We start from the raw sequence: 13540 nt of genomic DNA on the forward strand, positions 1-13540 counted from the left end.
GGCTCGAGCGAGACTGTCGCATTTCTATACTGCCGCGTCCTGCCCTTTGAGAAGCATTGCGCGACAGCTCCATTTTACAGAGCCAGCGACATTTCTACATCGCCGGTCCGCAGTCCATATTGACGGGCGGGTTAAGTGCGACTTTGCAGCGATACCGGCGGACTATCGCATGCATCGGACCGCATATGAGGCGCACCTACTTGCAGATCATCTGGATGACAAGGCACCTGCCAGAGAAAAGGTTATCCACGCACCACAAGACTTAACGCCGGAACACCTTCTTATCGGACCAATGAACGAATACGATCTAATAACGCGCTCGAAACCGCAATACCCTCCCGGGCGCTCACCTCCCGCATCCGGTAGCGCCGGTCACCCGGTAGGCGCACACCCTGATCGGAGAATCCGGCGAATACGGATTCGGCGTCATCGCTGGCATGCGCACCGCCGATGATGTCGGGCGAAAAGGCTAGCAGCAGTTCACCATGACACGGAGCGGCATTGGCACCCTGATCGAAGTCCTGCGATAGCCGGCTTGTACGATCTCCGATCAGAGGACCGGCCATCAGTTCAATCAAGGTCGCGATGGCTGAGCCTTTGTGACCGCCGAACGGAAGCATCGCACCTGCCAGAACTTCGGCCGGATCCGTCGTGCGCTCGCCTTGCGCATTCACGCCCCAGTTATCTGGAATTTCCTCGCCGGAGTTGCGATGCATGGCGATATCGGCACGGGAGGCGGCAGAGGTCGCAAAGTCGAAAACATAGGGCGGCTTGTCTTTTCGTGGCCAGGCGAAGGCGAGTGGATTGGTGCCCAGCAATCCTTTTGTCCCGCCTGCGGGCGCGACCCAGGCATGGGTGGGATTCATTGAGAGGCCGACAAGTCCGGCCTCGGCAATGCGCTCGATCAGCGGCCACAAGGCGGTCGAATGAAAACCATTTTTGACGGCAAGTAGACCTATGCCGATCTGCTTGGTTTTTTCAACCATTGCGTCGATGCCTCGCTCGGCCGCCAGACACGAAAAGCCGTATTGTGCATCGATCCGCACAGCAGCGGCAGAAACGCTTTCGGGAGCCGGATCTGCCGCCTTGTTGAACCGGGGATGGCTCATCGTGTCCAGCGTTCCCGGCAATCGTTGCAGACCGTGAGACCAGCTTCCATCGCGCTGTGCAACTACCAGGATTCGCGCTAAGGAATGAGCCTGCGGAATATTTAGACCGTGTGAAAGCAGAAAGTCTGTCGTCAGCGCCATAAGGTCGCTTTCCGACAGCCTGACATCAGATTCAATTTTCCTACTGTTCATGAGGGGATTTTCCTGTCGTGAAATCGCGGATGCGGGCATGCGGCTTTGGGAATTTGGCCCGCGATCATGGATCGTAGCCTCTCGACTAAATCCGCGGGCGTTTTACTCTCTGATTTCGGGTTCGACGAGTTTCGCGGCGGATGAACTGGTCCCGTTTGGCGAATTGGTAATTGGACCGCCCCAGGGGATCTTTCCTGAGGCGCTCGCGATCCTGTGACGACTGCCCGAGAAGGGATAGGCCCGGCGCGACGCCGGACGTGTGGTGACCTTCACCTGCGAGGGTTTAGAAAAGTTCAGGTCAATCTTCGCCCCCTCTGCATAGTCATATCAGCAGGGCTTTCCATCGTCGGCTTCATCCATGAGGGCCGTTTCGTCCCGGCGACACCGTGTAGATCTCGTCCAGTATCTTCACCATCAAGGTGTTGGCCGTCGCCTGGCCGTCGAGCGCGAGAGTCAGGTTAGTCCAGATGACCAGGGTGACGTCGTTAGCCGGATCGTAGCCCATGAAGGACTGGTAACCGGGCATTTCGCCTTCGTGATAATAGATTTCGTTGGGCCCGAAGGTAAGTGTCAGGATGCCATAGCCGTATTTTTGCATCGCAGGCTCGCCCGGCTCCGGCGCTTCAGGGCTCGCGAGCCACTGCTGCTGGAAGTCGGCATTGAAGAGCTTACCCCCGACCAGCGCACGCATCCAGGTCGCGAGGTCATCCGCAGTCGAGATGACGCCGCCGGCCGCGAAGTAGGCGGACGGGTTCTGCCACGTGTCGTCACTGGGCTTGAGCGTTCCCGCCCTGGCTGCAGCCTGGAGATCGGCTGGATAGGGCGCATCGACCAGCGCATGGGAGGTGCTGCCGTAGAGATAGCCGTGTGAGTATGGCTCGGGGATGGCGTTCGACGTGCTCGGCGGCAACGCCGTATTCTTCATGCCGAGCGGCCCGAACAGGCGGTCCCGGAAGATGGTCGAGAGCGGTTTGCCGTCGATCTTCTCGGCGACAAGGCCGAGCAGGTAGTAGTTAGTGTTGTTGTACTCGAATTCGGCGCCCGGCGCGAAGTCCGGCGGCCGTCTGAACGCCATGCCGAGCACTTCGTCAGCGATCCACACCCTGTCAGGATCCTTGTCGAGGCTTTCGGCAAGTTCCGGCGCATTGGTGAAGTTATAGAGGCCGCTCCGCATTGTCATGAGCTGCCGAATGGTGATCTCGTCGCCGTTGGGAACGCCCTGGACGTATTCCGAGATCGGATCGTCGAAGCTCAGTTTCGCTTCCTGGACCAGTTGCACGATGACGGCGGCGGTCATCGTCTTGGTGTTCGAGGCCGCGCGGAAGTGGGTATCGGCGCGCGGCGGGTTCGTGGCGCCCAGTTCAGTCGTGCCGTAGCCGAAGACGACGTTGCCTCGTGGGGTCGTGAGCAGAACCATGGCGCCGGGCAGCATGAGTTCCTTGGCCAAACCCTCGACGGTGGCCTGGAGCGCAACCAGGTCAATAGGCTTGAGAGCCGACGTGGACGCGGCCATGGCGCTGCCTGTCGCGCAGACGACACCAACAACGATGGCCACGAATTTCCCCATCATCGTTTCGCTCCCTGGCCATCAGACCGAGGCTCAGCGATCCAAACTATGATCCATTCCTCAGTCGCACACAATACGCCTGGCGACGAGGCTGGCCGTGACATGATGCTGGAAGCCGTCGAGAAGGAAGCGCTTCGGCTCCGCGCAAGCAGGTTATCCGCAAGCTGCGCGGCATTCCGGAGATTGCGACGCTGCACACAACCAATGGAAACTGGGACCTGATAGCCAATATCCGTGCCGGCAGCCTGTCCGACTTCGATCGCGTGCTGCGTGAGGTCCGCATGATCGACGGCGTGTCGAACAGCGAAACCAGCCTGATGTTGAGCAGTGTGTGAGCGCCGGTGCCTCGACGGCAGCCATTCCAACTTTGGAAACATTCGCTGGCCCCTGCCAAGTACAGGAATGAGGGAATGCGCGAGGGCCGCGTCTTATCGCGCAGCAGCCCCTCAAAGCCCTCCTCGGCAAATCGCACTAATCAGCGCCACACGCAGGTCCTGGATTTGCCGGTTTCCCGCTTGATGTCGACAGTGCCGACGCCGTCGCCGCTCCGAAAAATGATCTCGGCGCGCCAGACGTGCTTCTGCCGCACATTACCGCCCCCGATGAGTGCCGTAGTGGATATTGCAAGGCCGCCGGGCAGCTTGGGGCCGAAAGCGGTCGGTCCGGTTCCAGTGAAAAGCGTTGAGTAGCTGTCGTTCCGCAACCGACCTCATCTTGCTCACTGGAGGAGCGTTCGCAATTACGTACCGCAGAATGTCTGCAGGACGCGCTCTTCGTCTGCTGGCGGCTGCGCGTATTCCTCCATCTCGGGCTGCTCGTCGAACGGACGCGCCAGGACAGCGAGCAAGCTCTGGAAAGGGCCAAAGTCGCCTTCATCGGTGGTGGCGGCGATGGCAGCTTCGACACGGTGATTGCGTGCTATGTACTTCGGGTTCACCGTGCGCATCCGAGCAGTCCGGTCGGCTGCATTCTCCGGCTCGCGAGCCAGCCGTTCACGCCAGCGCGAAGCCCAGCCATCGAAAGCAGTAGGGTCGATGAAGTGGTTGCGTACTCGGCCGGAGCCGTCGACCTCATGAGCGAGATCGCGAAATGTAAGGGTGAAATCCGCCCCGTTGCGCGCCATCAGGTCAAGCAGTTCGGCGGCAAGATCAAGGTCGCCCGGCTGTTCGGTAAACAGCCCGATCTTGTGGCGGATGCCTTCATGAAACGCAGCCTCGTAGCGTGCCTGGAACGATCCGATCGCCGCTTTCGCCTGCTCAAAGCCTTCATCGTCTCCGCCTGCTTCGTTTCCCAGAATGGGCAGCAGCGCTTCGGCCAATCGCGCCAGGTTCCAGACGGTGATGCGGGGCTGGTTTGCAAACGCATAGCGGCCTTGATGGTCGATGGAACTGAACACAGTCGCCGGATGATAGGCGTCCATGAACGCACATGGACCATAATCGATCGTTTCGCCAGAAACTGCGACGTTGTCGGTATTGAGGACGCCATGGATAAAGCCGACCAGCATCCATTGTGCCACCAGCTTCGCCTGCGCCGCGACAACGGCGTTGAGGAACCCAAGGTAGCGACGGGGAACTTCGGCGAGATGCGGATAGTGCCGCCCAATTGCGTAGTCCGCCAACGCCCTCAGGCCGTCGATGTCGTCCCGTACGGCAAGGTACTGGAACGTGCCGACGCGGATGTGGCTGGCGGCAACGCGCGCTATCAGCGCTCCGGGAAGCCTGGTCTCGCGGTAGACGTGCTCGCCAGTGGCAACCAGCGATAGGGTTCGCGTGGTTGGGATCCCGAGTGCGTGCATCGCCTCGCTGACGATGTACTCGCGCATCATCGGTCCGAGCGCTGCGCGCCCATCGCCATTGCGGGAAAACCGGGTCGGACCGGAGCCCTTCAACTGAACGTCGCGCAATTGGCCGCTGGTATCGAGCAACTCTCCGACGAGGACGGCACGACCGTCGCCAAGCTGCGGCACGAAGTTGCCGAACTGGTGACCCGCATAGGCCTGGGCGATGGGGCGCACGTCAGCGGGGAAGCGGTTTCCGGCCAGCATTTCGATACCGTCAGGACTACGCAACCAGCCGATGTCGAGGCCTAGTTCCGTCGCCAGTGTTTCATTCAGTTCAAGCAGTCGCGGTGTCGAAACCGAGGATGGATCCGGACGGGCGTAAAGCCGTTCGGGGAGGTCGGCGGCATAAGTGTGTTGGAACCGGGGACTGCGCATGACATCTCGGGGCTTGTTCAGGTTACCAGCTAAATAGGGATGCCGCGGGACGCGGGCCAACAATTTGAGAGGGGCTGTTGGGTCGAAACGCCGTAGCGCCATTCCATATCTAGAAGGAAGCGAGCGGCCGAGGGTCTGATTCTAATTGGCGTACTCTTGACGTAGCCTCGTTCTGGATCTCCAGGCGCAGACCAACGACTCCGAAGTCAGCATTCTCGCCAGTGCAAGCGAGGACTGATGATTCTGAGCTCTATGAACATTATCGGTGTGATCTCAGACACTCACGGCCTTCTGCGTGAGGACGCTGTTGCGCTTCTCCAGGGCGTCGACCACATCGTCCATGCGGGCGACATTGGAAACCCCGCCATCATCGAGGGATTGGAACGTATTGCCCCAGTCTCGGCAATTCGCGGCAATGTCGATGTCGAGCCGTGGGCGTCTATGTTTCCAGATACCCTTCAAGTGACGCTGTTCGGGCAGAAGTTATTCGTGATCCACGACCGAAAGGATATGACGTTTGCTCCAGCCATGATGGGCATCAATCTCGTGATTTCTGGTCATTCTCATCGTGCCAGTATCGAGAGTCGCGATGACGTTATTTATCTCAACCCCGGCAGTGCAGGCCCGCGCAGGTTCAGGTTGCCCATCACCTTGGCAATGGTCCAGATCATCCACGGGCGATTGGTGCCCAAGATTTACGAGATTGCCTCAGATCTTCACTGAAGCCGTCAGCATGTCTGACAAGGGCCGAAAGCGGTCGGTCCGGTTCCAGTGAAAAGCCTTGAATCGCTGTCGTTCCGCAACCGACCTCATCTTGCTCACTGGAGGAGCGTTCGCAAGAAAAACCGGTTGCAAGATAAGATCAGTCGGCCTAACTTGAACTGGTTGCATAACGCAATCAGAATTGCGGATGCGCCGCGTGAGGACAAGAAGTGGCCTGGCCAAGCTCAGGTTCGGAATGAACCAATCCCTGGACGGCTACTTCGATCATATGGCGTTTGAGCCAAGCCTCACGCTCTTCCGCCACTTCATCGGGGACATGCGTGGCCTGGCCGGCAGCGTGCAAAAATGTTGGAGCTGAAAAGATGAATGCCCCCGCCTCGATCACCATCACGCCAATCCTCGTTGCCGACCTGCATGTAGAGGGCGAGCGGATGCCAGTCTATGTGCACGTCATCGACCATCCCGATGCGCGCATACTGGTCGACACCGGCATGACGGAGTTGCACCCGGCGCTGGCCGACCTCAATCCCCGCCTCTATCCACTGAGCAAGCAGGACTTCGACCTCGCCGGCATCGACATCGTCGTCAACACACACCTGCACGCCGACCATTGCGGCGGCAATCACCTCTTCGCCGACAAGCCGATCTACGTCCAGCGTCGGGAGCTCGACGAAGCGCGCAGCGAGGACGACTACATTCGCGAGTGGGTCGACGCGCCCGGCGTGCGGTATGTGCCGGTCGACGGCGAACTCGAACTGCTTCCCGGGCTCCGGCTCGTCCCGGCGCGTGGCCACACAGCCGGCATGCAGGTCGTCGTCGTCGAGACCGGCGGGCGCCCAGTCGTCGTTGGCGGCGACGTGGCGGTTTGGTTTGGCGAGCTCGACAAGCCGCACACCGAAGGCCAACTGCGGGTGCGCGCGCTCGACCCCGAGTGGGTCTGGCTCGCCCACGCGCACGAGCCGTGGCGACCCAGCATCGTATGAGGCATCATGCTGGCGCTCCGCCACTTCATCGAGGAGGCTTATGGGCAGGCGGGCAGTCTGTACGGTCGCCGAATGTATGAGATCATGCGTTACCGGACTCCTGGGCCTGGGCCGGTGTGAAAAGCGAGTATCTTTACTACGATCTCGGGAAGAGATCATCGACGGCCAGGTACGGCTATAGTAGCCGGCCCTCAACGCTGACAGGAACTGCCAAGAATACGGGCCAAATCCTTCGCATAGGCGTCAACTACAAGTTTTTACCAAAGATGGCGACATAGCAGCCGCGCGCATTGCACTTGTGGCCTTTGCGCGGGCGAGAGGAATTCTCGTGCCCGATGCGCTCACGGCTGCCATCGCGGCGGCTTTCGCCATGCAGAGATTGCCATTCCGGTCGCTCGTCTTGTGTGGCCTGGCGATCCTTGTCTGCTGGTCGCGCGTCTATGTTGGCACGCATTACGCCTCCGACATTGTCGGCGGCGGTGCGCTCACAGGCATCTTTGCCGCAATCGTCCGCATTGCCTATCGAGAGGGGTCGAAGCTCGACCGCATTGCGACCAGCATCCTTTGAGTTCCGCACGATCGGCGTCATTGGTCGGCATGTGGAGCGTTGAACGCAAAATCGAGCCTGCTGCCTCGGCGGGCACGACCGTCCTTAGATCGATCTAGGCTTTCCTACTCCCGAGATCGCCACCTTGCCTGTGCCGGCGGATCGTGATCTCCAGAATTTCTTCGTCGGCGCGAATACCGGTCGAGTAAAGCGACAAGATCCTTGCAGCGACCTCATTCCGCTCATCAGGGTCGACTATCCGCAGCGCTTCCATCGCGCGCTGAACCAACTCGTCGAGTTTCTCCAGCTCTTCAGGGTAATGAGGGCCGCTTTGATCAGGGTGGAGGGAGAGATATTTGCGCACGGCTGCACTCCTCCGGATCGGGCATGATACGCCTATCCGGTCTTGAGTACGATGTTCTTAGGCCTTTGGGGCAAAAAAAGTGCCAATCTCGCACGGACGGTAGCGGAAACGATCAAGCCCAGCTGGAGATGCGAGAAAGCCCACCACGTAATTTGTCTAGGTAAATGACTGCGTAATACAACAGCATCCAAGTCAAAGAGAACTTCTGTCGCGTCAATAAAATAGCCCGCCTCGTGGAGGGACGAGACGGGCTGTACTGGATATGTTGCTGTTCAGGCGAAAAAAGATTTAACTCTGTTCGACATGAAAGTCACTTTGTAATTTTGATAATTCTGAACGTTGAACAGCGCATCAGAAATGCCACAAGATGCCAGTAATGTAATAGATTCACGCCTGACCGATTGCGCATTGCTGAGCGAATGTCCCCGCGTGCGGACCATTCGATGAATTTGAGAACCAACGACATCCGCCTCGGCATCGCCTACAAGTTCTAATCTGCACTCCCGCAGTGACCTCTGGCCCCGGCGAAAGCTGGGGCTTCTTCTTTTGCGGGGCGTTTGGTCGAGAACGCAAACTCTTCGCTAGTAAGCCCAATCTCGCTCGCTTGCGCTACGCCGCTCTCCTGTTCGCCTGTATCGTTCTGCCGCGCGGTTGATCTTGAGCTGCTCGATGACCGATCCAGGCCAGCCGTGCGAGACGATCAACGGCAGTGCGTGGGGGTGGCGAAAACTTCCGCGGTCGCCTTTTTGTCGTCGGTCTCATCCCAATTACGCCAGGATGCGCCCATCGAAACCAGATTCTGCCAGAGCCCTCTCCCATCAGAGTACGAAACCCAAGCGGACGCGGGGCCGCTTTCGGCAATCCGATCCCGCATCCACCGGTATGAACCATTGGCAGCCTCCGACCGAGCATCTTTATCGAGCTCTGAGCAGTTGCGATTTTCTCACTGGGATTGGGCTCGTGGCTGATTGATCGGCTATCCTTGTAGTTCGACGATTGCGCCCTAGTTTGCTTTTGCCGAAATTCGTCCAGGCGTTGAAATCACGACGTAAACCAGGGATGGCGAATGTCTGGCATCCGCCATCCATCGAGAGCTCGGTCAGTCAGAGCTTTTCCTTCAGACGACCGGTTTGCCGCCGGTCATGCGATTGACCGTCTCATAGAGGTGGTAAATGCACAACGAGCTCAACGGGAAAAGCGCTCGTCGGCCTTCGTCACTGCACGGGTGGAATTCCGCAGTGGTGGCCGCGGTCGCGCTGACGGGTGGTGTCATGGCCGCCGGTTCCGCTGCAGCGCAAAGCGCAGGGGATTGGCCGATGGCGGGGCAGAATCTCCATAACACCCGTAGCGCGCAGGGCGAGCGCGCGATCGGGTTGGACAACGTGGCCAAGCTGTCGCCTCGCTGGACGCTCGATACGGATGGCAACGTATCGGCCACACCGACTGTGGCCGACGGCGCCGTCTATGTTCCGGACTTCGGTGGCACATTGTGGGCCGTCGATGCCGCAAGTGGACAAGTGAAGTGGCGCAAAAAGGTCAGCGACTACACCGGGATTCCCAATGACGCTTCGCGTACCAGCCCTGCCTATTGGAAAGGTACGCTGGTGATCGGCCAGGGAACGCAGCTCGTCAACAACGCGACCGGTGCTTACGTGGTTGGCATCAAGGCCGACGACGGCGCACGGTTGTGGAGCACCCAGGTCGAGTCCGACCCGACCGCCATCATCACCAGTTCGCCAGTCATCGACGATGGTGTCGTTTACGTCGGCGTATCGTCGCGCGCCGAGGCGCTCAATGAAGTTCCCAAGTACCGCGGCAGCGTCGTGGCCCTCGACGCGACGACCGGCAAGCTGCGTTGGAAAACGTACATCGTGCCCGAAGGTTATACGGGCGGCTCGGTCTGGGGTAACACGCCGGTTGTCGATCGCCAGACTGGCCTGCTGTATGTCACCACCGGCAACAATTTCACGGTCCCCAATGGTGTCTGCCGGTCCCCGACGCAAAAGAACTGCGAGCCGGCGGCGGCTGACAATCATATCGACAGCATTCTCGCACTCGACCTGAAGAACGGAAAGATCGCCTGGGCCACCCCCACGTTGCCCGCCGACATGTCGACAAACTACAACCACGAGGATGGTCCGGATTACGATTTCGGCGCGGGTCCCAACCTGTTCACAACGACGATAGAAGGCCATGAACAGACCCTCCTCGGCGCTGGCCAGAAGAGCGGCATCTATTGGGCACTCGAACCCAAGACGGGTAAAGTCGTCTGGCATACCCAGGTCGGCCCCGGCAGTCTGCTGGGCGGGATGATGTGGGGTACCGCCGCCGACGGCAACCGCATTTACGTGTCGATCGGCAACCTCAAGCGTGAGCCCATCACCGTCGATTCCCCCAAGGGGCAGACTACGACCACGGGTGGGATTTGGGCAGCGGTCGACGCGGCGACGGGCAAGGTGCTTTGGCGCACGGCCGATCCGCAGCAGATGCTGGTCACCGTTGCGATGTCAGAGGGCAATGGCGTGGTCTATGCCGGCTCGCTCGCCGGCAGTGGCTCGAACATGTTCGCGCTTGATGCGGCCACCGGTGAAATCAAGTGGCAATTCGAGAGCGGCGGCGCGGTCGTGTCGGGCGCCGCGATCGTCGACGGTACGGTGTACTGGGGGAGTGGCTATCACACCACGATCCTCGGGCTGCCTTATGCCGGCGATAGCCACAAGCTTTATGCCTTTTCGGTACCGAAACCATAGGCCGGGAGAATTCGGGCTCCTTCGCAACCTCGTAGTTGAGATGCGGATAGGCTCCAGCCCTGTTTTCAGGCTGCGAGAATATCGAACTGCCCGCAAGTCACAGGACAGGGAAGTGAGCGTCTCCCTACCGTTTGTGCGCAGGCCGTGGCCGCTTTTGGGAAAGCCGCAGCCGTTCTGGAAAGGCTGGGATGAGGCGCAACCTCAACGTGTCAGGCTAGTCGCCGTGACTAGAGACCTTGCTCTATTCGTATTTGCCCTCGATATCCCTCCCAGTGTAGTCCGTCATCAGCGCTGCTGCGATCAAGCTGAGCACCGAGCAGGTTAGCACGTAGAACGCGACTGCGTACGCCGTTCCATAGGCGCTGAACAGCCAGGCCGCGATGAGAGGGGCCGGGCCGCCGGCAATCACAGATGAGAGCTGATAGCCGAGCGATGCGCCGCTGTAGCGCAGCCGACCGGTGAAGGATTCCGCGATCAACGCCGCTTGCGGTCCGTACATCATGTCGTGAGGTATCAGCGAGATCACGATGGCGACGAAAATCAGCGCAGCGGAGCCCGTGTTCAGCAGCCCGAAATAGATGAAGCCGTAGATGCCGGTAGCCGCCGCGCCAATCATGTACATGCGCTTGCGTCCGATCAAATCGGAGATGTGACCGAACAACGGAATCGAAACGAAGGAAACGATCGACGCCGCCAGCACGGCAATAAGAAGAAAGTCGCGCGATACCTTCAGCGTCCCGACGCCATACGCGAAGATAAAAGCCGTGAAGATGTAGAAAGGCGCTTGCTCCGCCATCCGCACAAGCGCGCAGAGCAGAATCTCTTTTGGTTGGCGACGCACGACCTGCAGCATCGGTGCACGTTCGACTTTGTTATCAGCGACGAGCTTGCTGAAGACGGGCGTCTCCATGATGCCAAGCCTGATCCAGAGGCCGAGGGCGACGAGCAGGAGGCTCAGGAGAAACGGAACACGCCAGCCCCATGCCAGGAACTGATCGCCCGATAGCCAACTTAACACGAGGACCGCGAGATTGGCGAGGAAGAGGCCGCATGGCACGCCAAGCTGTGGCCAGGATGCGACGAAACCGCGATGGCTGAAAGTCCGCGCCCACTCCATCGACAGTAGCACGGAACCGCCCCACTCGCCGCCCACCCCGATGCCCTGAATGAAGCGCAGCACCGTCAAGATGATTGCACCCCAAATGCCAATGCTTTCGTAAGCCGGAACGAGCCCAACGAGGAACGTCGCAATACCCATCGTCATAAGCGTCGCGATGAGCGTCGATTTTCGGCCGATGCGGTCGCCATAGTGGCCGAAGATCGCTGCGCCGATAGGTCGAGCGAGAAAGCCGACCGCATAGATGGCAAACGCCTCAAGCGTACCGACGAGCGGGTCAGAGTGTGGGAAAAACAGCCGCGCGAAGACGAGGCCGGTCACCGTGCTGTAAAGGAAGAAATCATACCATTCGATTGCGGTGCCGACCGTGCTCGCTATCACGGCACGCCTAAGCTGCCTGCCATGTTCCTGTTCGGACAGCGTCTCGGCGCCAAGATTGATGGCCACCATAGCCTGCCTCCACGCATCGTCGTTCCGCTGCGCAGACCATTTCAAAAATATAGTGAGACCCTGCCACTTGCTCAAGCTAACCATGTCGGCCGCGTTCAGGGCGAACTCAGTAGGAAGCGGACATTCGTTCACTCATGCAACAACCGAGCCAGCAGCGCCCTCTGCTCGCGCGGCGAATTACTCGGGATAGATCTCAGCGTCCCCCGCCGTCGTTTTGTTGAATAGGATGAATGCCAAGGGATTGCCGGGTTCGGACATTGCGTCGCTGCGCTGGCCAGCCACCTCTCCAGCCACGCTGCTGGTATACTCCGCAACCACCTCGCCGAAGCCGTTGCGCTGGATGGCGATCTTCTGTCCGGCTTCAACCTTCTCATTGAGCTTGACGAGGTGCTCGACGAGCCCGCCCTGGATTGCCAGAATCGGCAATGCGCTGTTGCCAATAAAGACACCCGAGTCCTTGCTTGTGCGTCCCATTGGTCCGGCGATAATGCCGTGAAGCTTAAGGACGTTCATTGTGCCTTCCACGAACAGTGGGATCATTTCGAGATCCAGTACGCGCGCGGCGCCGACCTCCGGCGCAAAAGCCGGAATGCCGGCGTCGACAAACGCGTTATGCAAGACACCGGGATAGGCATGATTGGCGAACGTCTGGCCAACGGGGTAGAGTTCCACCATCGCCTTGATCTCGGGCACATCCATGCTGGCAATATTGAATGCCGAGACATGGAAGCCGGTCGTCCCGGTATGGAAGTCGATCGCGACGTCGGCGTTAGGCCGCAGCAATCGGTTGAACAGGAGCCCGGCGTGTCTGCTGGGCGCAGTGACGCCGTTCTCGTTCCCAGGCCACTCCCGATTCATATCTATGAGGTCGATACCTCTGCCCGAATTTGGCCATCGCCGCTGCATGCTTTCGAGGGCCGGGCTGGAGACGTCCGTGACCGCCATCACCGTGCCGGACATCTCTGCCGGCTCGAGTTGGTTCATCACGGTCTGCACGGTATGCACCGAACTCATTTCGTCGCCATGCACACCGCTTACCAGAACGACGCGCTTGCCTGGCTTTGCCCCCCTGGCGACCGCCACGGACACGTACCAGTGTTGTCCAGTCGGCATCTGCACACCCTGAAAATAGAGAAAGTGCTTCTGCCCCGGCGCAAGATCGTTGACGTTAAGAGCGCTAACGACCTTTTTCCCCCGGACAACATCGCCGGTATAGGCCGTTCCCAATCCCGCATCGGCAGAAGGTGTCAATGCGTCCTGGGTGTCCTGGGCATTCGCTGCCCCAGCGCTAACCGCAAAGGCAGCCGACGCGCCGGCTGCGGCGAGGGATGCGATTATGAAATCGCGGCGACCGACGTCTCTTGGATCATCCGACATGGCGAGAATCCCCTTATGAATTGAATAAACTATACGGGAACAAGGCGCGCATACGGTAAGTCACCGTTCTTACACGACTTCGTCCTCGAATATGCCTCCCCCCGGAACAGAAATATTTCAATTGAACTAACTCGCAGCATCAT

Annotated in this window: 10 protein-coding genes and 5 pseudogenes; 7 read left to right on the forward strand and 8 right to left on the reverse strand. The window is 59.5% G+C overall.

The window, feature by feature from the left end:
* Nucleotides 1–281: 281 nt before the first annotated feature.
* Nucleotides 282–1301, reverse strand: coding sequence for an Ldh family oxidoreductase (locus M2281_RS19270; RefSeq protein WP_280822792.1), 1020 nt, complete (start codon nt 1299–1301; stop codon nt 282–284).
* 352 nt (nt 1302–1653) lie between these two features.
* Nucleotides 1654–2871, reverse strand: coding sequence for a serine hydrolase domain-containing protein (locus tag M2281_RS19275; protein ID WP_280822793.1), 1218 nt, complete (start codon nt 2869–2871; stop codon nt 1654–1656).
* A 146-nt stretch (nt 2872–3017) separates the two neighbouring features.
* Between M2281_RS19275 and M2281_RS19280 the strand changes: the two are divergent.
* Nucleotides 3018–3203 (forward strand): annotated as a pseudogene (locus M2281_RS19280) (Lrp/AsnC ligand binding domain-containing protein); the annotation flags it as partial.
* 143 nt (nt 3204–3346) lie between these two features.
* Here M2281_RS19280 and M2281_RS19285 read toward each other — a convergent pair.
* Together M2281_RS19285 and M2281_RS19290 are read right to left on the reverse strand one after the other, a co-directional pair.
* Nucleotides 3347–3508, reverse strand: a pseudogene (locus M2281_RS19285) (IS630 family transposase); the annotation flags it as partial.
* A gap of 99 nt (nt 3509–3607) precedes the next feature.
* Nucleotides 3608–5086, reverse strand: coding sequence for a protein adenylyltransferase SelO (locus tag M2281_RS19290; protein ID WP_280822855.1), 1479 nt, complete (start codon nt 5084–5086; stop codon nt 3608–3610).
* 252 nt (nt 5087–5338) lie between these two features.
* Here M2281_RS19290 and M2281_RS19295 point away from each other — a divergent pair, with 252 nt between their 5' ends.
* The 5 genes and pseudogenes from M2281_RS19295 to M2281_RS19315 all read left to right on the forward strand — a co-directional run bounded on the left by M2281_RS19295 (nt 5339) and on the right by M2281_RS19315 (nt 7360).
* Nucleotides 5339–5809, forward strand: a complete 471-nt coding sequence (locus M2281_RS19295) for a metallophosphoesterase family protein (RefSeq protein WP_280822794.1) — start codon at nt 5339–5341, stop codon at nt 5807–5809.
* Between the two features lie 214 nt (nt 5810–6023).
* Nucleotides 6024–6149, forward strand: a pseudogene (locus M2281_RS19300) (dihydrofolate reductase family protein); the annotation flags it as partial.
* A gap of 22 nt (nt 6150–6171) precedes the next feature.
* A complete protein-coding gene (locus M2281_RS19305; RefSeq protein WP_280822795.1) occupies nt 6172–6792 on the forward strand; it encodes an MBL fold metallo-hydrolase in 621 nt (206 codons plus the stop codon).
* A gap of 18 nt (nt 6793–6810) precedes the next feature.
* Nucleotides 6811–6885 (forward strand): annotated as a pseudogene (locus tag M2281_RS19310) (dihydrofolate reductase family protein); the annotation flags it as partial.
* Nucleotides 6886–7120: 235 nt separating this feature from the next.
* A complete protein-coding gene (locus M2281_RS19315; RefSeq protein ID WP_280822796.1) occupies nt 7121–7360 on the forward strand; it encodes a phosphatase PAP2 family protein in 240 nt (79 codons plus the stop codon).
* 94 nt (nt 7361–7454) lie between these two features.
* Here M2281_RS19315 and M2281_RS19320 read toward each other — a convergent pair whose 3' ends face one another.
* Both M2281_RS19320 and M2281_RS19325 read right to left on the reverse strand, forming a co-directional pair.
* On the reverse strand, nt 7455–7703 hold the full coding sequence (locus M2281_RS19320) for a hypothetical protein (RefSeq protein WP_280822797.1): 249 nt from the start codon (nt 7701–7703) through the stop codon (nt 7455–7457).
* Nucleotides 7704–8284: 581 nt separating this feature from the next.
* A pseudogene (locus M2281_RS19325) lies at nt 8285–8425 on the reverse strand (hypothetical protein); the annotation flags it as partial.
* 450 nt (nt 8426–8875) lie between these two features.
* Between M2281_RS19325 and M2281_RS19330 the strand changes: the two are divergent.
* A complete protein-coding gene (locus M2281_RS19330) occupies nt 8876–10453 on the forward strand; it encodes a PQQ-binding-like beta-propeller repeat protein (RefSeq protein WP_280822798.1) in 1578 nt (525 codons plus the stop codon).
* 241 nt (nt 10454–10694) lie between these two features.
* On the opposite strand, the gene M2281_RS19335 is transcribed toward M2281_RS19330, so the two are convergent.
* Nucleotides 10695–12020, reverse strand: coding sequence for an MFS transporter (locus tag M2281_RS19335; protein WP_280822799.1), 1326 nt, complete (start codon nt 12018–12020; stop codon nt 10695–10697).
* A gap of 177 nt (nt 12021–12197) precedes the next feature.
* Nucleotides 12198–13397: a M14 family metallopeptidase gene (locus tag M2281_RS19340; protein ID WP_280822800.1), complete on the reverse strand. Its 1200-nt coding sequence runs from the start codon at nt 13395–13397 to the stop codon at nt 12198–12200.
* Nucleotides 13398–13540: the final 143 nt, after the last annotated feature.

This window comes from Pseudaminobacter soli (ex Li et al. 2025) (genome assembly GCF_029892515.1).
Lineage (GTDB): Bacteria > Pseudomonadota > Alphaproteobacteria > Rhizobiales > Rhizobiaceae > Pseudaminobacter > Pseudaminobacter soli_A.

Bases quoted from the DNA above. Each gene is read 5' to 3' on its own strand.
- M2281_RS19270 (WP_280822792.1), bottom strand. From the start codon at position 1,301: ATGAACAGTAGGAAAATTGAATCTGATGTCAGGCTGTCGGAAAGCGAC.
- M2281_RS19275 (WP_280822793.1), bottom strand. From the start codon at position 2,871: ATGATGGGGAAATTCGTGGCCATCGTTGTTGGTGTCGTCTGCGCGACA.
- M2281_RS19290 (WP_280822855.1), bottom strand. From the start codon at position 5,086: ATGCGCAGTCCCCGGTTCCAACACACTTATGCCGCCGACCTCCCCGAA.
- M2281_RS19295 (WP_280822794.1), top strand. From the start codon at position 5,339: ATGAACATTATCGGTGTGATCTCAGACACTCACGGCCTTCTGCGTGAG.
- M2281_RS19305 (WP_280822795.1), top strand. From the start codon at position 6,172: ATGAATGCCCCCGCCTCGATCACCATCACGCCAATCCTCGTTGCCGAC.
- M2281_RS19330 (WP_280822798.1), top strand. From the start codon at position 8,876: ATGCACAACGAGCTCAACGGGAAAAGCGCTCGTCGGCCTTCGTCACTG.
- M2281_RS19335 (WP_280822799.1), bottom strand. From the start codon at position 12,020: ATGGTGGCCATCAATCTTGGCGCCGAGACGCTGTCCGAACAGGAACAT.
- M2281_RS19340 (WP_280822800.1), bottom strand. From the start codon at position 13,397: ATGTCGGATGATCCAAGAGACGTCGGTCGCCGCGATTTCATAATCGCA.